The sequence below is a fragment of the Pseudomonas sp. Z3-6 genome (assembly GCF_051131985.1).
In the GTDB taxonomy this organism is placed as follows: Bacteria; Pseudomonadota; Gammaproteobacteria; order Pseudomonadales; family Pseudomonadaceae; genus Aquipseudomonas; species Aquipseudomonas zanjanensis.
Window position 1 is genome coordinate 4381169 of record NZ_CP071644.1, and the last position, 22922, is coordinate 4404090.

Annotated in this window: 17 protein-coding genes; 10 read left to right on the forward strand and 7 right to left on the reverse strand. The window is 62.4% G+C overall.

The window, feature by feature from the left end; all coding sequences use genetic code 11:
• Positions 1 to 8: 8 nt before the first annotated feature.
• The 6 genes from iolD to J3P88_RS18910 all read right to left on the reverse strand — a co-directional run bounded on the left by iolD (position 9) and on the right by J3P88_RS18910 (position 8295).
• Positions 9 to 1940: a 3D-(3,5/4)-trihydroxycyclohexane-1,2-dione acylhydrolase (decyclizing) gene (gene iolD, locus J3P88_RS18885; protein ID WP_434570934.1), complete on the reverse strand. Its 1932-nt coding sequence runs from the start codon at positions 1938 to 1940 to the stop codon at positions 9 to 11.
• A gap of 167 nt (positions 1941 to 2107) precedes the next feature.
• Positions 2108 to 2929, reverse strand: coding sequence for a TIM barrel protein (locus J3P88_RS18890; RefSeq protein WP_434570936.1), 822 nt, complete (start codon positions 2927 to 2929; stop codon positions 2108 to 2110).
• A gap of 36 nt (positions 2930 to 2965) precedes the next feature.
• On the reverse strand, positions 2966 to 4468 hold the full coding sequence (locus J3P88_RS18895) for a CoA-acylating methylmalonate-semialdehyde dehydrogenase (RefSeq protein ID WP_434570937.1): 1503 nt from the start codon (positions 4466 to 4468) through the stop codon (positions 2966 to 2968).
• Between the two features lie 30 nt (positions 4469 to 4498).
• On the reverse strand, positions 4499 to 5308 hold the full coding sequence (iolB, locus tag J3P88_RS18900) for a 5-deoxy-glucuronate isomerase (RefSeq protein WP_411385000.1): 810 nt from the start codon (positions 5306 to 5308) through the stop codon (positions 4499 to 4501).
• Complete coding sequence (gene iolE, locus J3P88_RS18905; protein WP_434570939.1) at positions 5305 to 6198, reverse strand: myo-inosose-2 dehydratase; 894 nt, start codon at positions 6196 to 6198, stop codon at positions 5305 to 5307. The genes iolB and iolE overlap by 4 nt, the downstream gene beginning before the upstream one ends.
• A gap of 159 nt (positions 6199 to 6357) precedes the next feature.
• Positions 6358 to 8295: a bifunctional 5-dehydro-2-deoxygluconokinase/5-dehydro-2-deoxyphosphogluconate aldolase gene (locus tag J3P88_RS18910; RefSeq protein ID WP_434570941.1), complete on the reverse strand. Its 1938-nt coding sequence runs from the start codon at positions 8293 to 8295 to the stop codon at positions 6358 to 6360.
• A 311-nt stretch (positions 8296 to 8606) separates the two neighbouring features.
• Here J3P88_RS18910 and J3P88_RS18915 point away from each other — a divergent pair, with 311 nt between their 5' ends.
• Both J3P88_RS18915 and J3P88_RS18920 read left to right on the forward strand, forming a co-directional pair.
• A complete protein-coding gene (locus J3P88_RS18915; RefSeq protein ID WP_003202885.1) occupies positions 8607 to 9530 on the forward strand; it encodes a MurR/RpiR family transcriptional regulator in 924 nt (307 codons plus the stop codon).
• 29 nt (positions 9531 to 9559) lie between these two features.
• On the forward strand, positions 9560 to 10171 hold the full coding sequence (locus tag J3P88_RS18920) for a glutathione S-transferase (RefSeq protein WP_186729050.1): 612 nt from the start codon (positions 9560 to 9562) through the stop codon (positions 10169 to 10171).
• Between the two features lie 1103 nt (positions 10172 to 11274).
• Here the strand turns inward: J3P88_RS18920 and J3P88_RS18925 are convergent.
• Positions 11275 to 12300 (reverse strand): hypothetical protein, encoded by a 1026-nt coding sequence (locus tag J3P88_RS18925; protein ID WP_434570944.1) that lies wholly within the window; start codon positions 12298 to 12300, stop codon positions 11275 to 11277.
• Positions 12301 to 12660: 360 nt separating this feature from the next.
• Here J3P88_RS18925 and J3P88_RS18930 point away from each other — a divergent pair, with 360 nt between their 5' ends.
• The 8 genes from J3P88_RS18930 to J3P88_RS18965 all read left to right on the forward strand — a co-directional run bounded on the left by J3P88_RS18930 (position 12661) and on the right by J3P88_RS18965 (position 22920).
• Complete coding sequence (locus J3P88_RS18930; RefSeq protein WP_434570946.1) at positions 12661 to 13530, forward strand: esterase/lipase family protein; 870 nt, start codon at positions 12661 to 12663, stop codon at positions 13528 to 13530.
• Between the two features lie 97 nt (positions 13531 to 13627).
• The gene (locus J3P88_RS18935; RefSeq protein WP_186710432.1) at positions 13628 to 13909 is read left to right on the forward strand and encodes a peptidylprolyl isomerase; all 282 of its coding nucleotides are present in this window, start codon (positions 13628 to 13630) and stop codon (positions 13907 to 13909) included.
• Between the two features lie 204 nt (positions 13910 to 14113).
• Positions 14114 to 15982 carry an extracellular solute-binding protein gene (locus J3P88_RS18940; RefSeq protein ID WP_434570949.1) on the forward strand — a complete coding sequence of 623 codons (1869 nt, stop codon included), beginning with the start codon at positions 14114 to 14116 and terminating at the stop codon, positions 15980 to 15982.
• Complete coding sequence (locus J3P88_RS18945; protein ID WP_434570951.1) at positions 15982 to 17040, forward strand: microcin C ABC transporter permease YejB; 1059 nt, start codon at positions 15982 to 15984, stop codon at positions 17038 to 17040. The genes J3P88_RS18940 and J3P88_RS18945 overlap by 1 nt, the downstream gene beginning before the upstream one ends.
• Entirely contained in the window at positions 17040 to 18062 is a 1023-nt protein-coding gene (locus J3P88_RS18950; RefSeq protein WP_186710437.1) for an ABC transporter permease, read from the forward strand. The genes J3P88_RS18945 and J3P88_RS18950 overlap by 1 nt, the downstream gene beginning before the upstream one ends.
• A gap of 25 nt (positions 18063 to 18087) precedes the next feature.
• Positions 18088 to 19668, forward strand: a complete 1581-nt coding sequence (locus tag J3P88_RS18955) for an ABC transporter ATP-binding protein (protein ID WP_434576542.1) — start codon at positions 18088 to 18090, stop codon at positions 19666 to 19668.
• Between the two features lie 144 nt (positions 19669 to 19812).
• Entirely contained in the window at positions 19813 to 21228 is a 1416-nt protein-coding gene (locus tag J3P88_RS18960; protein WP_186729035.1) for a sigma-54 interaction domain-containing protein, read from the forward strand.
• Between the two features lie 300 nt (positions 21229 to 21528).
• Positions 21529 to 22920 carry a GntP family permease gene (locus J3P88_RS18965; protein ID WP_186706698.1) on the forward strand — a complete coding sequence of 464 codons (1392 nt, stop codon included), beginning with the start codon at positions 21529 to 21531 and terminating at the stop codon, positions 22918 to 22920.
• The last annotated feature ends 2 nt before the right edge of the window (positions 22921 to 22922 follow it).

Consider the following 22922-nt stretch of genomic DNA (forward strand, 5'->3'; position numbering starts at 1 on the left):
TGGGGCAATCAGTATTGACGGGCCTTGGCCAGTCGTTCGTTGAGGGTTTTGGCGACGGCATCGGTGCGGGCGCTGGTGGACACTTGCGCCACGCCAACCCGCCACCACGACAGGTATTTGTGGATCATGGTCTTGGGCAGAACCTTGATGTCGATCAGCGTCGAGACCGTCTGGCGCCGCGCATCGGCCAGGGCCGCGTGCAACTCATCCAGCGTCTTGACCTTGTAGGTCTTGCAACCGTAGGCCGCCGCGCTCATGGCGAAATCCACTGGCACAAAGGCACCGTCGAGCTTGCCGGTCTCGGAGTTGCGGAAACGGAACTCGGTACCGAAGCTGTCCATGCCGTGTTCCATTTGCAGGTTGTTGATGCAACCGAACGTCATGTTGTCCAACAGCACCACGTTGATCTTGCGGCGCTCCTGGATCGAGGTCGCCAGTTCCGAATGCAGCATCATGTAGGAGCCGTCGCCCACCAACGCATAGACCTCTTTGTCCGGCTCGGCGAGCTTCACGCCCAGGGCGGCATTGACCTCGTAGCCCATGCACGAATAACCGTACTCGACGTGATAAGTGTCGACGCCCTTGCTGCGCCAGCTGCGCTGCAAATCGCCGGGCAGGCTGCCGGCGGCGGCGACGATGATGGCGTCATCCGCCAAGGCTTGGTTGAGCGTACCGAGCACGCGGCTCTGGGTCAGGCAGGAACCGGTGAGCTCGATGAATTCGCGAAACACCGCCGGGTCCATGTGGTCGTTGATTTCCGGGACGAAATCCTCAGCCTGGTAATCCGCCTGGTAGATACGGTCCACTTCGGCGTCGAGCTGGGCCTTCGCATCGGCAACCTGCCCGCCCCATTCGGCACGATAATCCCCCATCGCGGCCGACAAGGCCTCCAGGCCCGAACGGGCGTCGGCCAACAGTTGCACGCCGTCGAGCTTCAAGGCATCGCACGAGCTGATGTTGAGGTTGAGGAACTGCACATCCGGGTGCTGGAACAGCCATTTCGACGCGGTGGTGAAATCGCTATAGCGGGTGCCGATACCGATGATCAGATCGGCTTTCTTGGCCAGCAGGTTCGCCGCCAGGCAACCGGTTTCGCCGACACCGCCGACGTTCAGCGGATGGCTGGACACCACCGCGCTTTTCCCCGCCTGGGTCTCGGCAAAGGGAATCTCGAAGCGCTCGGCAAACGCCTGTAGCGCGGCGTTGGCGCCGGAGTAGCGTACGCCGCCACCGCAGATGATCAACGGCTTGCGCTTGCCCTTGAGCAACGCCAGGGCATCGCCGAGCATCGCTTCGGTGGCCGGCCGGCGGTCGATGCGGTGCACGCGTTTTTGCAGGAAGTAATCCGGGTAGTCGTAGGCTTCGGCTTGCACGTCCTGGGGCAGCGCCAGGGTCACCGCGCCGGTTTCGGCCGGGTCGGTCAGCACCCGCATCGCGTGAATCGCGGCGGTCATCAATTGCTCGGGGCGGTTGATGCGGTCCCAGTATTTGCTCACGGCCTTGAAGGCATCGTTGGTGCTGATGCTCAGGTCGTGGAACTGCTCGATCTGTTGCAGCACCGGGTCCGGCTGGCGACTGGCGTAGACATCGCCGGGCAACAGCAGCAGCGGAATGCGGTTGGCCGTGGCGGTGGCCGCGGCGGTCAGCATGTTCGCCGCACCGGGGCCGACCGAGGAACTGCAGGCGTAGATCTTGCGCCGCAGATGCTGCTTGGCAAACCCGATGGCGGCATGGGCCATGCCCTGCTCGTTGCGGCCCTGATGGACCACCAGGTCGCCGCTGTCCTGCTCCAGCGCCTGGCCCAGGCCCAGCACGTTGCCGTGGCCGAAAATGGTAAAGACCCCGGCGACGAACTTGCTCTGGACGCCATCGACTTCGATGTACTGGTTATCGAGGAATTTCACCAAGGCCTGGGCCATGGTCAGTCGTGTTGTGGTCATGCTTGCACCTTGTCTGGAATGCAAATCTGGCGGTTTGCTCACTCCCCTGTGGGAGCGGGCTTGCTCGCGAAAGCGGTATGTCAGGCCACATCAATGTTGGATGTACTGCCGCCTTCGCGAGCAAGCCCGCTCCCACAAGGGGGATCTTCATCAGGTTGATAACGGGCTCAGGCCCGTGAGCTTTGCAGGTGATTCATGCTCGCCCCCAACGCCTGGCGAATGTCGGCCAGCTCATGGACGCTCTCGGCAAATGGCTCGAAAGACAGGTAGCCGTCATAACCGCCGCTGAGCAACGCCTCGATCTGCTTGGCATTGCCAAGGATGTCAGCCTTGCCCACCAGCACCCGGTGGCCGTCACGAATGGTCGCCAGAGGTGCCTGGGCATCCTCGACGCCGGAGATGTGCACCAGCCCGGTCAGTTCGGGGAAGAACTCCTGCTCGCCGGCCAGATGATGGTGGAAGGTGTCGTGCACCAGGCGGAACACATCCAGCCCGCCAATGCTCTTGATCGCTTCCACCGCCGTGCGCTTGCGACGCAGCGAGCACTCTTCGAACCCCAGGGGCTCGATGAAACCGTAGATGCCGAAGGCGCGCAGGATCGGTGCCAGTTCACTGAGGGCAGTACGCAGCCCAGCCGCACGCTCGGCTTCGCTGCGCGGGTCGGCGCGGTCATTGAGTGGGCACATCACCAGCCCCTCGGCGCCGCACTCGCGGGCGTAGTCGGCCAGCCGCACGGCCTGGGCGCGGCGCTCTTCGTTCCACACATCGAAGGGGTACAGGGCGTTGATCGACAGCACCTTGATGCCGCGGGCCTCGCACAATTCACGGACGCGAGCCGGCGGCATGCCGTCTTCGATCTCGACACCCTTCAGGTCGTTGCGAATCTCGATGGCATCGGTTTTCAACGCCAGGGCCAAGTCGATGAATGCCGGCAGTGACAGGCGCGGGGCAACCATTCGGTTCAAGGCAAAACGCAGGGGCTTGTTCATTGTTGTTCTCCCTCCGGCAGTCATTCGAAAAATGCGTTATTGGGCAGTCGGCATGCTGAATTCAGGGCCCTTGGCGATGCTGTCGGGCCATCGCTGCATCACGCTCTTATAGCGGCTGTAGAAGCGTAGGCCTTCCTCGCCGTAGGCGTGGTGGTCGCCGAACAACGAGCGCTTCCAGCCGCCAAAGGAATGCCAGGCCATGGGCACCGGAATCGGCACGTTGATGCCCACCATGCCGACCTTGATACTGCGGGCGAACGCCCGGGCGATGCCGCCGTCGCGGGTGAAGCACGACACGCCGTTGCCGAACTCATGGGCGTTGATCAACGCCACCGCCGTGGCGAAGTCCGGCACACGCACGATCCCCAGCACCGGGCCGAAAATCTCTTGCTGATAGATGCTCATCTCGGCAGTGACCTGATCGAACAGCGTCGCCCCGACAAAGAACCCCTGCTCCGCCCCCGGCACTTTGAAGCCTCGGCCGTCGACAATCAGCCGGGCGCCCTCGGCCACGCCGGCATCGATGAAACCTTCGACCTTGGCCTTGTGCTCGGCGGTGACCAGGGGCCCCATGTCGGTGCCGGGTTGCTGGCCGTTGCCGACGTTCAACTGGTCGATGCGCGGCAGCAGCCGAGCGATCAGTTCGTCGCCGACGTCGCCCACTGCCACGGCGATGGAAATGGCCATGCAGCGTTCACCGGCCGAGCCGTAGGCGGCACCGATCAAGGCGTCCGCCGCCTGGTCGAGGTCGGCATCGGGCATGACGATCATGTGATTCTTGGCCCCGCCCAGGGCCTGCACACGCTTGCCGTGGGCCGTGCCCTGCTGGTGGATGTACTCGGCGATGGGCGTGGAGCCGACAAAGGAAATCGCTTCGATGTCCGGGTGCTGCAACAGCGCATCCACCGCCACTTTGTCACCCTGGACCACGTTGAACACACCGTCCGGCAGGCCGGCTTCGGTCAGCAAGCGGGCCATCAGCAAACTGGCGGACGGGTCGCGTTCCGAAGGCTTGAGGATGAAGCAGTTGCCGGCAACCAGCGCCAGGGGAATCATCCACAGCGGCACCATCACCGGGAAATTGAACGGCGTGACCCCGGCGCAAACGCCCAGGGGCTGGCGCAGGTTCCAGTTGTCGATGCCGCCACCGATGTTGTCGCTGAAATAGGTCTTGAGCAGGTTCGGCGCACCGCAGGCGTACTCGACGATCTCGATGCCGCGGGTGACCTCGCCGTGGGCATCGGACAGCACCTTGCCGTGTTCACGGCTGATGATTTGGGCCAGTTCGTCGTGGTGACGATCGAGCAGTTCCTTGAACTTGAACATCACCCGCGAACGGCGCAATGACGACTGCTCGGACCAGGCTGGGAACGCCGCCAGCGCCGAGGCCACCGCCGCGTCGACGGTACTCGGTTCGGCCAGGGCCACCCGCGCCTGCACCGCACCGGTGGCCGGATTGAAGACGTTGCTGGACCGCGGACTTTCGCTGTCCTGCACCTGACCGTTGATGTAATGGCCTACTACCGGGGCGTCGCTCATCGTGCTTGTTCTCCCTGCGTATGTGTGGGGTCAGAGATCCAGCAGCCAGCTGTGCTGCGGATCGTTGTGGAATTGCCAGACCCGCTTCGGGCCGGCCATGACGTTCAGGTAATACGACTCGTACCCGTAGGGCACGCTGACTGGGTGATAGCCCTTGGGGACGACCACCAAGTCGTTGTTCTCCACCGCCATGGCCTGGTCGATGCTGCGGTCGTCGGTGTAGACCCGCTGGAACACGAAGCCTTGGGACGGATTGACCTGGTGGTAATAGGTCTCTTCGAGGAAACTCTGGTGCGGCAGGTCGTCGGTGTCGTGCTTGTGGGGCGGGTAACTCGAGGAATGCCCCGACGGCGTGCGCACCTCCACCACCAGCAGCGAGTGCGCCGGTTCGCTGTCCGGCAGGATGTCGCAGACATAGCGGGTATTGGCGCCTTTGCCGCGCACGCTGCGCTTCATGCTGTCCGGGCGGATCAGCCGTGGGCCATGACTGTTTTGCGCCGAACCCGGTGCGGCGCACACGGCAATCTGCACGTCGCTCAGGGCGGTGACCTGGGCCTGGCTGCCGGGCGGCAGGTAAGCGGCATAAGGTGATTTGTCCTCGAACACCGACTGGCGATCACCGAGGTTGTCCCAATCGAAGGCGCCCTGCCCCGGCGCTTCGCCCTTGAGGCTGACGCGACCACTGAGCAGCACCAGGCACAATTCCTTGTCCCCGGCGGCCACTGGCAGGGTTTCACCGAGACGCAGGCGGTAGGCAGCGAAGCCGACGTATTCCAACTCGCCCGCCGGCAACTGGACCATGGTCCGGCCGCTGGATTGGCTCTTGATCAACAGGCTCATGACGGGCTCCTTTCGTTCAGCAAGGCGCGCAGGGTGTCGTAGCCCTTCTTGGCGTAGGCATAACTTGGGGCTACGGCAGGGTCCTGCTCGGCTTCCACCACCAGCCAGCCTTGGTAGTCGGCGGCCAGCAGCACGTCGAGCAACGCGGCGAAGTCGATGTCGCCATCCCCCGGCACGGTGAAGGTGCCGTTGATGATGCAGTCGGGGAAGCTCCAGAGGTTGTTGCGGGCCAGTTGCACCACCGGTTTGCGCACGTCCTTGAAGTGCACGTGGCAGACCCGCTCGATGTGTTTGCGCAGCACCTGCAACGGCTCGCCACCGCCCATGTAGCAGTGACCCGAGTCGAACAACAGGCCCACTTCGCTGCCGGTCAGGGCCATCAGTTTGTCGATGTCCGTGGGCGATTCGACGTAGGCGCCCATGTGGTGGTGGTAGGCCAGGCGCACGCCTTGGGATAGGGTGAAGCGCGCCAGTTCGGTGAGTTTGTCGGCGTAGGCTTGCCAGGCGTCATCCGTATGGAAACGCGGCCGCTCGACCAATGGAATCCGATGGCCCTGGATGGAATCGGCCACTTCGCCGTAGACCAGCACCGTCGCGCCGTTCTGCGCCAACAGCTCGACGTGGCTGGCGATGGCGTCGATTTCTTCCGCCGCCGAACGCCGGGCCAGGCGACTGGAATACCAACCGGAAACCAGCGCCAGGTCATAAGGCCGCAGCACATCGCCGACGCCCTTGGCGTCCTTGGGGAATTTGCCGTTGAGCTCAAAACCTTCGTAGCCGATGGCCTTGCCTTCACTCAGCGCCGTACTCAACGGCGTCTCGCCGCCCAACGACGGCAAGTCATCGTTGCTCCAGGAAATCGGGTTGATGCCAATTCGAATAGCGGGCATGGCTGCACCTTTTATTGTTTTCACAATCAGTAAGAACGACGCTGAACACTTGTGGGAGCGGGCTTGCTCGCGAAGGCGGCGGCATATTCAACATTGATGTTGCCTGACACACCGCTTTCGCGAGCAAGCCCGCTCCCACATTGGATCTGCGTTAACTCATCAAGCACGGGCACTGCGCCACGCCTCGATCAATTCCACAAACCTGCCCTGCACATCCCGGATCAGCGTTTCGTCGTCGATTTCCCCGGCCAGCCAGGCCCGGCTCGGCTCCTGGAAGATCGTACGGCCCACGGCAAACCCACGGCAGGTGGTGCTCCGACGGGCCTGGCGAAAGCCTTCGGCCAACGCGGCGGCCGGGGCATTGAGGCCCAGCAGGACCACGCCACGGCAATACGGGTCGCGCTGCTGGATCAGCTCGTCGAGCTGCTGCCACTCCTGCGCGCCCTGGGCCTCGATCTTCCACCACGCCGGGAAGATACCCAGGTTGTAGAGGCGCTTGAGGGCACGATAGAGCACGTCCGGGTGCGGTGATGGGTGATCCTTGGGCGGTATGATTTCCAGCAGCAATTCATGGCCGCTGGCCTGGGAGGCCTTGTACAACCCCATCAACTGCGCCTCTTGCTCCAGGCGCAGCAGCGGTTCGTCGTCAGGGTGAAATTGCACCAGGCACTTGATGATCTGCTCCTGTGGCCAAGCGATCAGGTTGCTGCCAATGGAACGCCCATGTTCGAAGGCCAGCGGCCGCGAACCTTGCACCTCCACCGGCCGCGCCACCCACCAGCCGCGCCCGGTGGCAGCGTTCAGCGAATCCTGGCCGAAGCGCTGGTCGGCCAGCAGACCGACGTCAGCCTCGATGCCCTGATGCCGCAGGTCGGCTTCGACCCGCGCCACCGCCTGGATGAATAGTTGCTTGAGCTCGCCGATGCTGCTCAACTCGCGACCGCCCTTCTGGGCCAGTTCCACCAATTGTCCGCGATGGTCGAAGGCAAAGATGAACAACTGTTTCCAAGCCTTGCGGGGTACGCTGACCTGGTGCAGCCGTTGCAACACGACATCCTGGTCGGGCCGGGTGATCGGCACCGGGCTCTGGAATAAATAGTCGAGCTCGGCCCGGGTCGGCATCGCCGGGGCGCAGGCATGGCGCGACACCACCAGGCCGCCACAGGCATTGGCCAACTGACAGCAGCGTTCATCGCTGGCATCTTCCAGCCAGCCGGCAAGAAAGCCCGACATGAACGCATCACCGGCGCCCAGTACGTTCAAGACTTCGACGCGAACACCTGGGTAAATCGCACCGTCTTCGAGCCGGGCCGGGATAGCGCCATGGATCACCGTGCAGCCCTGGGGGCCGAGCTTGACCACCAAGGTCGCCGCCGTCAGCGAGCGTACGGTGCGCAGCGCGGTCAGCAGGTCTTCGCTGCCACCGGCGATGAGGAATTCTTCTTCGGTGCCAACGATCAGGTCGAAACGCGGCAGGATGCCTTGCACGTGCTGGCTGACCTTCTGGTCGGCGACAAACCGGGTTTCTCCGTCAGCCTTGGCCGCCAGGCCCCAGAGCACCGGCCGATAGTCGATGTCGAGGACGCGCTTGACCTGGTGCTTTTGCGCATAGTCCAGCGCCTGGATACTGGCCTGGTAGACGCCATCGGTGGAGAAATGCGTGCCGGTGATCAGCAGGGCCTTGCTGGAGGCAATGAAGGTTTCGTCGATGTCTTCGGCGCGCAGCGCCATGTCCGCGCAATTTTCCCGGTAGAACACCAGAGGGAAGGTTTCCCGGTCCTTGATCCCCAGCAGGACCATGGCCGTCAGGCGCTCGGGATCGACCTTGATGCCGCTGACATCGCAGCCTTCGCGGGCCAGGGACTCCACCAGGAAACGCCCCATGTGGTCGTCCCCGACCCGGCTCAGCATCGCCGACCGAAGCCCCAGGCGCGCCGTGCCGAACGCGATGTTGGCAGAGGAACCGCCCAGGTACTTGGCGAAGCTCGAAACATCTTCCAGGCGCGCGCCGACTTGCTGCGCATAGAGGTCGACGCCCAGGCGTCCCAGGCAGATCACATCCAATTGACGCCCACTGGCAAAACGAGTCTGGCCCATGCTGGCTCCTGTTATTTTTATCAGCCTGCGCTTGTCGCCGACACCGGCGCCAACGCTGTTGGTGAATGCAGACTAAAACGAGCCGCAGGCAAGAATCAATAATTATTCTATAAATTTTTTACGTGGAATATTTTTTCCAATACGCTATGACCCAAGCGAACCAGGCACAGTGCATCGTTTCAGCACTGCTGCAACATTTGTCCGCCCATGATTTTCCCTGCGCCTACGCTGTAGACTGCGACCAGCCAACCTATTGTCGAGGGCCGGTCTTTTTTGGGCCGCCCTATAAGAACAAGCCAGAAGGATTTCCTATGACCCGCCCCGATGATCTGCCGGCGCCGTCCGAGAGCGCGTCCGAACCCGCCCTCCCGAGCCCACCGATCAATGCCGAGCGCCTGTTGCAACTGATCACCGACGAATACGAAAGCCTGCCGCGCCAGCTCAAACGCATCGCCAGCTACATGAGCCAGCAGAGTGACCGGATCATGGTGGATCGCATCAGCGACATCGCCCGGGAATGCGAAGTGCACCCCTCGGCCATCGTCCGGTTTTCCCAGCGCTTCGGCTTCAGCGGGTTCAGCGAAATGCAGGCGTTGTTTCGCGAGGCCTACACTCACAAGACCACCCCGGTGCAGAACTACCAGCAGCGCATCCGCAGCATGATCGCCAACAAGTCGCAGAAGGCCAGCGGTGGCGACCTGGCCCGCGAATGCGTCAACGCAACCTTGTCGGGCATCGAGCGCCTGGGGTTGGAGCTGGACGACCAGGCGTTCGAAAAGGCCGTGGACCTGGTGGTCAACGCCGACAACATCTATGTGGTGGGTGTACGCCGTTCGTTCGCGGTTGCCGACTATCTGGTCTACAACCTGCAGCACACCAACAAGCGCATTCACCTGGTGTCCGGCCTGGGGGGCAGTTACCGCGAGCAGATGCGCAGCGTGCGGGCCAACGATCTGGTCATTGCCATCAGCTTCACACCCTATGGCAAGGAAACCCAGCACTGCTTGCGCATCGCCCAGCATCACCAGGCCAAGACCCTGATCATCACCGACAGCAACCTTTCCCCCCTGGCCAAACGGGCCAATGCGGTGTTGCTGGTGAACGAAGGCAGCTCGTTCGCCTTCCGTTCGCTGAGCGCCACGTTGTGCCTGTGCCAGGCGTTGTTCATCGCCGTGGCTTACCGGCTGGAACTCAAGGTCGATGAAATCCATGAACAGGTCGGGTTCGAGGATTAACACCCACAAGACTTTCTGAAGGAGATGTCATGAAACTGATCGGCATGCTGGACTCGCCCTATGTGCGACGCGTCGCCATTTCCGCCAAGTGCCTGGGGGTTGCCCTGGAACACGAATCCGTTTCGGTGTTCAGGCATTTCGACCAGTTCCAGCGCATCAACCCGGTGGTCAAGGCTCCGACCCTGGTGCTGGACGATGGCAACGTGCTGATGGACTCGACGTTGATCATCGACTATCTCGAGGCCTTGGCCGCGCCGGGTAAAAGCCTGATGCCGGTCGACAGTGGGCAGCGGCTGCGCTCCCTGCGCCTGATTGGCCTGGCCCTGGCGGCGTGCGAGAAATCGGTGCAGATCTACTACGAACGCAACCTGCGCCCGACGGAAATCCAACACGCCCCCTGGGTTGAACGCGTGGAAGGCCAACTGGCGGCAGCCTATGACTTGCTAGAGCAGGAACTGGGGAAACAGCCACTGGTCACCGATGGCACACTCGATCAGGCCGGTATTACCGTGGCGGTGGCCTGGAGCTTCACCCACCTAGTGGTACCGGACCAGGTGCAGGGTAAGTCATTCCCGTCGATCAGCGCGTTCACCGCCTATGCCGAAGGGCTGGAGGCGTTTGTCAGCACGCCGATGGAATAGCGAACGAGCGCAACTTCTGTAGGAGCGGGCTTGCTAGCGAAGACGGTGGCACATTCAACATCATCGTTTCAGATAGACCGCCTTCGCGAGCAGGCTCGCTCCCACAACTGGTCCTGAGTGACTGCCGGCCTAATGGTCAACTCAAATCCCTGTGGGAGCGAGCCTGCTCGCGAAGACGGTGGCACATTCAACATCATCGTCTCAGATAGACCGCCTTCGCGAGCAGGCTCGCTCCCACAACTGGTCCTGAGTGACTGCCGGCCTAATGGTCAACTCAAATCCCTGTGGGAGCGAGCCTGCTCGCGAAGACGGTGGCACATTCAACATCATCATTTCAGATAGACCGCCTTCGCGAGCAGGCTCGCTCCCACAACTGGTCCTAGGTGATTGCCGGCCTAATGGTCAACTCAAATCCCTGTGGGAGCGGGCTTGCTCGCGAAGACGGTGGCACATTCAACATCATCGTCTCAGATAGACCGCCTTCGCGAGCAAGCCCGCTCCCACCACTGGTCCTGGGGACTGCCGGCCTAATGGTCAACTCAAATCCCTGTGGGAGCGAGCCTGCTCGCGAAGACGGTGGCACATTCAAACATCATCGTTTCAGATAGACCGCCTTCGCGAGCAGGCTCGCTCCCACAACTGGTCCTGAGTGACTGCCGGCCTAATGGTCAACTCAAATCCCTGTGGGAGCGAGCCTGCTCGCGAAGACGGTGGCACATTCAACATCATCGTTTCAGATAGACCGCCTTCGCGAGCAGGCTCGCTCCCACAACTGGTCCTGAGTGACTGCCGGCCTAATGGTCAACTCAAATCCCTGTGGGAGCGAGCCTGCTCGCGAAGACGGTGGCACATTCAACATCATCGTCTCAGATAGACCGCCTTCGCGAGCAGGCTCGCTCCCACAACTGGTCCTGAGTGACTGCCGGCCTAATGGTCAACTCAAATCCCTGTGGGAGCGAGCCTGCTCGCGAAGACGGTGGCACATTCAACATCATCATTTCAGATAGACCGCCTTCGCGAGCAGGCTCGCTCCCACAACTGGTCCTGGGCGACTGCCGGACTAATGGTCAACTCGCTCCCACAAAGGCGGCGCACGCCTTGAGTCAGCCTGGCGCGCGGGAGCGGACCTGGACCGTCACCCACTCGGACCGCTGGCTGACGTCATCCAGGCGCTCGACCTGATAAAACACGCTCACTGACCTGTCGCGCTGTTCCTGCCAATAACTGGCAGGAATCACAAACTTGAGCGATTGACCTGCCGTGGCCTCGGTGATTTCGCGTTCAAGCACATGAGTGGAGTTGCCATTGCACTGCAACCAGACCCACTCTCCCGCCTCAAGCCCAGGGTCATCGATGACAATCGTCACCCCTTCTTGCAGGGCGTCGACCTCCAGCCATCCGGCGTTCATTTCTAGAATCTGGAGCGCCTTCAGCGCAGGACGCCGCAGCGGACCGATGTGCAGCGACAAAGGCTCGGCACGACGCACCGAATGCCCGTGCCGGACCACATAGACCAAGGCCAGGTCGTGCCCTTCATGGGGTGCGATCAACGAATGATCGATCCAGAGCGATACCTTACGCCCCACCGCGTGGGCTTCTATGTCCAGCACATCGCGCCACAGCACGTTGGAATCCTTGCTGGCCGTCAGGATCAAGCGATCGCCGACCGCCATCCTGGCGTAGGGCCGGATGCTCACCCAGGTTCCTTCAGGCACCCGGTTCGGATCGAGACTGCCACCCACCGCATCGTTGGCAATGACGGGCAGCAGTTGCGGCGCGGCATCGCCGATCCCCAGTTGCAGGTGTTCCGACGCCAGCGTGCCCGGCAACCGTTTGCCCGTCACTTGGTAGGAGATCTCCAACGAGCCACCGTCCAACTCGGCGATATGCGGTTCGCGCACGACGAACACGACATCTCGCCCCACTTGCCGTTCGGTGACGAACCCGGCCACTTCATGCCGGTAGGGTTCGCCATCGTTGTTGAGGCCGTGCCAACGCAGCAACACCTCATCCCCGCACGTCATCATGGGATACGGCTTGACGGTAATCACAGCCCTGCGCCAAGCGGGGTTGATCACCCCGTCCCTGGCCGCCGCCAGGACCGGTGGTGGCAACCTGGTTTCGGACATTGAACGGGTTCGTTGAAGCGATGGATAGGTGATCATGTGCAAGCTCCAGTCCTTGGATGAAGGCACCGTTCCGATAACGGCGCCTGATGGAGCCATTAAAACCCGCCCGCGGCAAACCCACAGCCAGACAAGGCGACAGCGGGAGTGAGCCCTTGGCGCTCGAACCTGTAGCTGCAAACGACAATGGTTATCGGAGGTCTCCTACACCTTTGAGCGCCACCGGGTTACCTCCCACTATTCCCACTGTTTTTATTCCGATTTCCTTGGATCAGGGCGGTTCCTTCCTACACCACACAGGATGAGCCTGCATTAGAGTGAAGTCGCAAATTCAAGGTGAACCTCTTCGAAAAAGGTACGAACATGCAACGGAATGCAACCACTCAATTTCCCATCCTGCTGGTCCATGGGTTGTTCGGGTTTGACCAGATCGGCGGCTTCGAACTTTTCCATGGCATCAAACAGGCCCTACGCGCAGGCGGTGCCCGGGTGTTCATCCCGTACTTGTCGGCCACCCACTCCAACGAGGCCAGAGGCGAACAACTGCTGGCGCAGATCGATCGGGTCCTGGCCGGCGCCGGTACTACTCGGGTCAACCTGATCGGCCACAGCCAGGGCGCGCTGGCCGCCCGATATGCCGCCGCGCAGGCACCTGACATAGTGGCCTCGGTCACCTCGGTCAGCGGCCCCAACCATGGCTCCGAACTGGCCGACTTCCTGCGCAAGGCCCTTATCCCTGGACGACTGCCGGGGCATGTGGCACGGGGTGTCGCCACGCTGTTCGCTGACTTCATCTCGTTGCTGGACGGCCAGGCGCAGCTATCGCCGGCCGCCGTCGCCGCCCTGGCGGCTATGACCACAGAGGGCGTTGGTGCCTTCAATGACAAATACCCCCAGGGCCTGCCTAAGCACTGGGGCGGGAACGGACCGGAGCGGGTCAATGGCGTGCACTACTACTCATGGAGCGGCACGTTGCAAGAACCGATGGGTAAAGAACAGGCGCCTTTGCAGGCTTTCTGCCGCGCCTTTTCCGAATACTTCATCACCGAAGCCGGGCAGAACGACGGCCTGGTCGGGCGTTTCAGTTCGCACTTGGGCAGGGTCATTCGCTCCGACTACCCCATGGACCACATGGAGGCCATCAACCCTGGAAGCGGCAAGGCATGCTCGGGAACAGACCCCGCAGAGCTTTACCTGCGCCACGCCGAGCGCCTGCGCAAGGCCGGCCTTTGATCGCCGGGCCCAAGGTTTTGACGCAATTTTGACAACACCCCGTCGATGAATCCGGTAGGCTCAACACCTTTAAATACATTGAAAGGAATTTTGCCCCATGGCCAAAGCCACTGCCCGCCACATCCTGGTTTCCAGCGAAGACAAGTGCAACGAACTCAAGGCCCAGATCGAAGCCGGCGCCGATTTCGCCGAAATCGCCAAGGCCAACTCTTCCTGCCCATCCAGCCGTCAGGGCGGCGACCTGGGTTCGTTCGGCCCGGGCCAGATGGTCAAGGAATTCGACACCGTGGTGTTCAGCGCGCCGATCAATACGGTCCAGGGCCCGGTCAAGACCCAGTTCGGCTACCACTTGCTGGAAGTCACCAGCCGCCAGGATTGATTCCGGTACAGAGCCCCTTCACTCAAGGGTGATGTGATTCATTGTGGCGAGGGAGCTTGCTCCCGCTGGACTGCGAAGCGGGCCCAACCATTGGCGGCTGCTGCGCACCCGAGCGGGAGCAAGCTCCCTCGCCACAAGGGCTGGCGATTCAGCCGCTGCTCGCGTACAAATCATGTCAACGTTCACCCGGCTTTAAGGCTGACAATGCGACTGGCGTTTTCTTCACTGCTATTGACTGCCGCAGTCCTGCTCACAGGCGCCCCAGGCGTCGATGCAGCACCGCAACATGCTCTGACCGTCTATGGCGAACCCGCCAAATATGCCGAAGGCTTCGGCCACTTCGCCTACGCCAATCCCCAGGCCCCCAAAGGTGGGACCATGCGCCGCTCGGCCATCGAGATCGGCCACTTCGACCACATCCTGCCCTACATCGACAAAGGCATCGGCGTCAGCCAGATCGACGGGATGCTGTATTCACCACTGGCCCAGCGCTCGCTGGACGAGCCCTATACCGTTTATGGCCTGGTGGCGCAGAAGATGGAGGGTGCCGACGATGGCCTGTCCCTGCGCTTCTACCTGAACCCCAAGGCCCGCTTCGCCGATGGCAAGCCCATCACCGCCGAGGATGTGCGCTATAGCTTCGAGCTGCTGATGACCCAAGGCAGCCTGCGCTATCGCACCCAGTTCGCGGCGGTCAAGGACGTCGTGGTCGAGGACGCGCGCACCGTGCGCTTCAACTTCAAGAACAACGAAAGCCGCACGCTGCCCCTGGACGTCGCCACCCTGCCGGTCTTTCCCGAACACTGGTGGAAGATCCGCGATTTCGCCAACGGCGGCGGCTACGAGGCCCCACTGGGCAGTGGCCCTTACCGAGTGAGCAAGGTCGATTCCGGGCGCAGCATTACCTTCGAACGCAATGCCGATTGGTGGGGCAAGGACTTGCCGGTCAGTCGCGGGCTCTACAATTTCGACCATTTCAGCATCGAATATTTCGGCGACACCGACGTCGCCCGCCAGGTGCTGCGCGGCGGCGCCTATGACTACAACCGCGAATTTTCCGCCACCGGCTATTCCATCGGCTATGACGGCCCGCCCCTGCAGGACGGGCGCCTGCAAAAGGCCCACCTGGCCAAAGAGGCGCCCCAGACCGCCCAGGGTTTTGTCTTCAACCTGCAAAAACCGCAATTCCAGGACCGCCGCGTGCGCCAAGCCTTGGCGATGCTCTGGGATTTCGAATGGAGCAACCGCCAGATGATGCGCAACCTTTATGTGCGTCAGCAGAGTTTTTTCTCCAACACCGACCTCGCCGCCCGCAAACTGCCGGACGCCGGCGAGCTGGCGATTCTCGAGCCGTTGCGCGGGCAGATTCCCGACGAAGTCTTCACCCAGGTCTTCCAGGCCCCGAAAACCGATGGCAGCGGCGTGATCCGCGACAAACAACTGCAAGCCCTGGCCTTGTTGGAACAGGCCGGCTGGAAACCCGAGGGCGACCGCCTGGTGAACGCCGAGGGTAAACCGCTGAGCTTCACCTTCCTGAACAGCCAGAACGGTATCGACCGCCTGCTGCTGCCCTACAAGCGAACCCTGGCGCAGATCGGCATCGACATGAGCATCCGCCGCATCGACGCCTCCCAGTACGTCAATCGCCTGATGAGTCGCGACTACGACATGATCATCACCGGCTATCCCGTCAGCACTTCGCCGGGCATGGAACTCTACAATTACTTCGGCTCGGCAGCGGCCAACGACCCGGGGGCCAACAACTACATGGCCTTGAAGAACCCGGCGGTAGACACGCTGATCGACGGCCTGGTCAAGGCCAGCACCCAGGCCGACATGCTGCACCATGCCCACGCCCTGGACCGGGTGCTGCAATGGAATTACTACTGGATCCCCAACTATTACCCGCCTGGCAGCTCGACCGTGTGGTGGAACCGCTTCGGCATGCCAAAGGTCCAGGCCAGCAATGACGAAGCCATCGAAAGCTGGTGGGAAGTGAGCACCACACCGCTGACCAACGAGCAGATGCGCGCCGAACGCCTCAGGCGCGGCACACCCGGAGGGCCGCATTGATGTGGGCTTATATCGCACGGCGCCTGCTGCTGATCATTCCCACCCTGGTGATCATCCTGCTGGTGAACTTCGTCATCGTGCAGGCCGCACCCGGCGGCCCGGTGGAACAGGCCATCGCCCAGCTTCAAGGCATCGGCGGCGGCAGCGTCGGCAGCTCGGGCGGTGAGATGACCGGCAGCTCCCGAGCCAGTCGCGGCCTCGACCCGCAGTTGATCAAGGACATCGAAAAACAATACGGCTTCGATAAGCCGGCCCATGAGCGCCTGTGGCTGATGCTCGGCAGCTACGCCCGCCTCGACTTCGGCAAGAGCTTCTTCCGCGGCGCCACGGTCACCGACCTGATCCTGGAAAAAATGCCGGTGACCATCTCCCTTGGGCTCTGGGCGACCTTGATCACCTACCTGGTGTCGATCCCCCTGGGCATTCGCAAGGCCGTGCGCCACGGCTCGGCATTCGATGTGTGGAGCAGCACGGCGATCATCATCGGCTACGCCATGCCGGCGTTTCTTTTCGCGATGTTCCTGATCGTGATGTTTGCCGGCGGCACCTCGCTGAACTGGTTTCCGGTGCGCGGGCTGGTGTCGGACAACTTCGAGTCGCTGTCGACGCTGGGCAAGATCGCCGATTACTTCTGGCACCTGGTGCTGCCGGTCACCTCCCTGGTGATCGGCGGCTTCGCCACGCTGACGATCCTGACCAAGAACTCGTTCCTCAATGAAATCACCCGCCAGTACGTGGTCACCGCGCGAGCCAAGGGCATGAGCGAACGCCGGGTGCTGTACGGCCACGTGTTCCGCAATGCGATGCTGTTGGTGGTCTCGGGCATTCCCCAAGCCTTTATCAGCGTGTTCTTCGCCGGTTCCTTGCTGATCGAAGTGATCTTTTCCCTCGACGGCCTGGGACGCATGAGCTACGAGGCCGCCGTGTCGCGGGATTATCCGGTGGTGTTCGGCTCGCTGTTCATCTTTACGCTGTTCGGCCTGCTGATCAAACTCATCGGCGACCTCTGCTACACCTTGGTGGATCCGCGCATCGACTTCGCCGCGAGGAACGCCTGATGTTCAAGCTTTCCCCCTTGGGCCGCCGACGTTTCGAACGTTTCAAGAAAAACCGCCGGGGCTGGTGGTCATTGTGGCTGTTCATCGGCCTGTTCATCCTGAGCCTGGGCGGCGAGTTGATAGCCAATGACAAACCGCTGGTGGTCAGCTATCAGGGCTCGCTGTATTTCCCGGTGTTCAAGCGCCATACCGAACAGGAGTTTGGTGGGCAGCTGCCGTTCCAGGCCGACTACCGCAGCAGCTACGTGCAGAACCTGATCCACAAGGACGGCGGCTGGCTGTGGTTTCCACCGATCCCGTTCAGCGACGACACGCCCAATTACGACCTCAACCAGCCGGCTCCGAGCCCGCCCTCGGCGGTGAACTGGCTGGGCACCGATGACCAGTCCCGGGACGTGCTGGCCCGGGTGATCTTCGGCGCGCGGGTGTCGATCCTGTTCGCCCTGGCCCTGACCACCATCAGCGCGTTGATCGGCATCGCCGCCGGTGCGTTGCAGGGCTATTACGGCGGCTGGGTGGATCTGCTCGGACAGCGCTTGCTGGAAGTCTGGTCCGGGCTGCCGGTGCTCTACTTGTTGATCATCCTGTCCGGCTTCGTCGAGCCGAATTTCTGGTGGCTGTTGGGGATCATGGCGCTGTTTTCCTGGCTGGCCCTGGTGGACGTGGTCCGCGCCGAGTTCCTGCGTGGGCGCAACCTTGAATACGTCAAGGCCGCCAGGGCCCTGGGCCTGTCCGACCGCAAGGTGATCGTGCGGCATATCCTGCCCAATGCGATGAACGCCACCCTGAGCTACCTGCCCTTTATCCTCACCGGGGCGATCTCCACCCTCACCGCCCTGGATTTCCTCGGTTTCGGCATGCCAGCCGGCAGTGCATCGCTGGGCGAGTTGATCGCCCAAGGCAAGCAGAACCTGCAAGCGCCGTGGCTGGGGTTGACGGCATTTTTCACCCTGGCACTGATTCTTTCCCTGCTGGTATTTATCGGCGAGGCGTTGCGCGACGCCTTTGATCCACGATCTTGAAACAGCCATGAAGCGGAACCTTGAGATGAGCGACAACCTGATCGAAATCCGCGACCTGAGCGTGGCCTTCAACGACCAGACGGTGGTGCGCAACCTGTGCCTGGACATCCGCCCCGGCGAATGCCTGGCCCTGGTGGGCGAGTCGGGCTCCGGCAAGTCGGTGACGGCCCATTCGATCCTGCAATTGCTGCCCGAGACCGGCACTCGCACCACCGGCAGCATTCGCTACCGTGGCCAGGAACTGCTGGGGGCCGAGGCCAAGACCCTGCGGGAATTGCGCGGCAACCGCATCGCCATGATCTTCCAGGAACCGATGACCTCGCTGAACCCACTGCACAGCGTCGAAAAGCAGATCGGTGAAACCCTGATGCTGCACCGGGGCCTGGGCGGCAAGGCGGCGCGCCAGCGCATCCTGGAACTGCTGGCCCTGGTGGGCATCCAGAAACCCGCCGAGCGGCTCAAGGCCTACCCCCATCAACTGTCCGGCGGCCAGCGGCAACGGGTGATGATCGCCATGGCCCTGGCCTGCGAGCCGGAGCTGTTGATTGCCGACGAACCGACCACGGCGCTGGACGTGACCGTGCAGCGCAAGATCCTGCTGCTGCTCAAGTCCTTGCAGCAACGACTCGGCATGTCCTTGCTGCTGATCAGCCACGACCTCAACCTGGTGCGCAGCATCGCCCAGCGGGTGTGCGTGATGCAGGCCGGGGAAATTGTCGAGCAGGCACCCTGCGAAACCCTGTTCAGCGCACCGAAACATCCCTACAGCTGCGAGCTGCTGCACGCCGAACCGGAAGGCGAGGCCCTGCCCCGGGACGAACGCGAAGACGTGTTGCAGGTGCGGGACCTGCGGGTGAGTTTTGCCTTGGGCGGTGGGCTGTTCCGACGCAAGGAATACTTGCGCGCCGTGGACGGCATCAGCCTGAGCATCCAGCGCGGCAAGACCCTGGGCATCGTCGGCGAATCCGGTTCCGGCAAGTCCACCCTGGGCCAGGCAATCCTGCGGCTGATCGAATCCGAAGGCAGCATCCACTTCCAGGGCCATGCCCTTGAACAGTTATCCCACAAGGCCCTGCGGCCGTGGCGCAAAAAGATGCAGGTGGTGTTCCAGGACCCGTTCGGCAGCCTCAGCCCGCGCATGTCGGTGCAACAGATCATCAGCGAAGGCCTCGAAGTCCACAGCCCGTCCAGCGCCGAGGCGTGTGAGGCGCAGGTGATCCAGGCCCTCAAGGAAGTCGGACTCGACCCCCAGAGCCGCCACCGCTACCCCCATGAGTTTTCCGGTGGCCAGCGCCAACGCATCGCCATCGCCCGGGCCCTGGTGCTCAAGCCGGCCCTGATCCTGCTGGACGAACCGACCTCGGCCCTGGACCGCACCGTGCAGAAACAAGTGGTCGCCCTGCTGCGCCAGCTCCAGGAAAAGCACGGCCTGACCTACCTGTTCATCAGCCATGACCTGGCGGTGGTCCGCGCCCTGGCCCACGACATGATCGTGATCAAGGACGGCAAAGTGGTCGAGCAAGGCGCCAGCCATGACGTGTTCGACTCGCCCCAGCATCCCTATACCAAGGAGTTGTTGGCGGCGGCGCATCCGGGGTGGGCATAATCGGCGTCATGCCGTTGGACCGCGTCGCGGCCTTCGCGAGCAAGCCCGCTCCCACATTGGATCTTCAGCACACCGAAGATCCCCTGTGGGAGCGAGCCTGCTCGCGAAGAGGCCCGAACAGAACCCACACATTCTGGAACTAGCATGAACCCCACCGAAAGCCTCAAGGATTACAAGCGCGTGCGCACGCTGGCGATCCGTTCGTTGTTCGAGATCATCGAGCAGTCCAGCGAAGGCACGGTGATTGTCGACCGTGACGCGAATATCGTCTGGATGAACGAGCGCTACGCCCGTCGTTTCGGCCTGAACTCGGCGCAGGAGGCGATTGGCCGGGCCTGCGAGAGCGTGATCCCCAGCAGCCTGCTGCGGGAAGTGGTGCGCACCGGGCGGCCGATCCTGCTGGACATGCAGGACACCCCCAAGGAGCCGCTGGTGGTGATGCGGCTGCCGATCCACGACAGCGCGGGTGCGGTGATCGGCGCCATCGGTTTTGCCTTGTTCGATGAATTGCGCAGCCTGTCGCCGATGCTCAAGCGTTACCTGAGCATGCAAGAAGAGCTGGCCTCCACCCGTTCGCTGCTGCGGGCGCGGCAAACCAAGTACAACTTTGCCCATTTCATTGGCACCAGCAGCGCCGGCCTTGAGGTCAAGCGTCGTGCCCGGCGCAGCGCCAGCGCCGATTCGCCGGTGCTGCTGCTCGGCGAAACCGGCACCGGCAAGGAGCTGCTGGCCCAGGCCATCCACAGCGCTTCGCCGCGGGCACACAAGCCGTTCGTCAGCATCAATAGTGCAGCGATTCCTGAATCGCTGCTGGAAGCCGAGTTCTTCGGCACCGCGCCGGGGGCCTTTACCGGGGCCGACCGCAAGGGCCGCGCCGGCAAGCTGCAGATTGCCCAAGGCGGCACGCTGTTCCTCGACGAGATCGGCGACATGCCGTTGCCGCTGCAAAGCAAACTGCTGCGGGTGCTCCAGGAAAAGGAATACGAGCCGGTGGGCTCCAACGAGGTGCTGCAAAGCGACGTGCGGGTGATCGCCGCCACCTCTATGGACCTGGAAGCGGCGATCAAGCGTGGAGAGTTTCGCGCCGACCTGTATTACCGCCTCAACGTGCTGCCGATCCAGGTGCCGCCGCTGCGCGAGCGCCTGGATGACTTGCCGGCCTTGAGCGAAGCGATCCTGGAAGAGCTGCGCAGCCAGCACGAATTGAACCCCGCCGCCCTCGACCTGCTGCGGCAACACGCCTGGCCGGGCAACATCCGCGAACTGCGCAATGTGCTGGAACGGGCCGCACTGCTCAGCGATGACCTGGTACTCACGGCAACGGACATCCGCGCGGCCATCGGGACGTTCACGCCGGTGGCGCGGCCAGCGGACGTGAGCATTGAACCCCTGCCCCATGAAACCTTCAGCCAGGCCCGGGCGCGCTTCGACCGGCAATTGATCGAAACCACCCTCGCGCAATGCGGGGGCAAGGTGGTCGAAGCGGCCGAGCGGTTGGGGCTGGGAAGGTCGACGCTGTACAAGAAGATGGTGGCGTTGGGGATTGCCGAGTCTCAATAAAGAGACTCATATCTCTATATTTAGACTCCTGTTTTGGAGCGCTTCGCGCTCATCGCGAGCAGGCTCGCTCCCACATGGGGACAGCGTTTCTCCTGTTCAACGCGGTCAACTGAGGGAGCGAGCCTGCTCGCGATGAGGCCCGCACAGCTCCAGAAATCTCAAAACAGAGACTAAATCTTCAGATCACCTCCACAAAATCAAACAATATCCTTATATTTCAGCCAGTTACGCATCTGGCACAAAACTCGCTATAGCCCCGCCACCGCTTCACCACAACAATAACAATCCAGGAGACACACCATGAGTGTGATCATTGCCTTGGCAGCTCTCACGCTGCTGATGGTCGCCGCCTACCGTGGCTACAGCGTTATCCTCTTCGCCCCCATCGCCGCCCTCGGTGCCGTCCTGCTCACCGACCCGTCCGCCGTCGCCCCTGCCTTCACCGGGGTGTTCATGGAGAAAATGGTCGGTTTCATCAAGCTCTACTTCCCGGTGTTCCTGCTCGGTGCGGTGTTCGGCAAGCTGATTGAATTGTCGGGATTCTCCCGTTCCATCGTCGCCGCGGCGATTCGCTTGCTGGGGACGCGCCAAGCCATGCTGGTGATCGTGCTGGTCTGCGCCGTGCTGACGTATGGCGGCGTGTCGCTGTTCGTCGTGGTGTTCGCGGTGTACCCGTTCGCCGCCGAGATGTTCCGCCAGAGCAACATTCCCAAGCGGCTCATCCCGGCCACCATCGCCCTCGGCGCGTTCTCGTTCACCATGGACGCCCTGCCCGGCACGCCGCAGATCCAGAACATCATCCCCAGCACGTTCTTCAACACCACCGCCTGGGCGGCACCGTGGCTGGGGGTGATCGGTACGATCTTCGTGTTCAGTCTTGGCATGCTGTTCTTGCAACGCCAGCGCAACAAGGCCCAACGCGAGGGCGAAGGCTACGGCACCGAGCTGCGCAACGAGCCGGAAACCGCCGAAGACATCCAGCTGCCCAACCCCTGGATTGCCGTTTCACCGCTGCTGGCGGTGGGGGTCATGAACCTGCTGTTCACCCAGTGGATTCCCCAATGGTATGGCAAGACCCACAGCCTGGCGCTGCCGGGCATGAGCGCCCCGGTGACCAGCGACATCGCCAAGCTCACCGCGATCTGGGCGGTGCAGGCGGCGTTGCTGGTGGGCATTATCATGGTCCTGCTGTTCGGCTTCCGGGCCATTCGCAGCAAACTGGCCGAAGGCAGCAAGAGCGCGGTGGGCGGTGCTTTGCTGGCGGCGATGAACACCGCGTCGGAATACGGCTTCGGCGCCGTCATCGCGTCCTTGCCCGGCTTCCTGGTACTGGCCGACTGGCTCAAGAGCATTCCCAACCCATTGGTCAACGAAGCGGTGACCGTCACGCTGCTGGCGGGCATCACCGGCTCCGCCTCGGGCGGCATGAGCATCGCCTTGGCGGCGATGTCGGAAACCTTCATCAGCGCCGCCCACGCCGCCAACATCCCCCTGGAAGTGCTGCACCGGGTGGCCGCCATGGCCAGCGGCGGCATGGACACCCTGCCCCACAACGGCGCGGTGATTACCCTGTTGGCAGTGACCGGGCTGACCCATCGCGAAGCCTATAAAGACATTTTCTGCATTACGCTGATCAAGACCCTCGCGGTGTTCTTCGTGATCGGTGTGTTCTACGCCACTGGCATTGTGTGAGG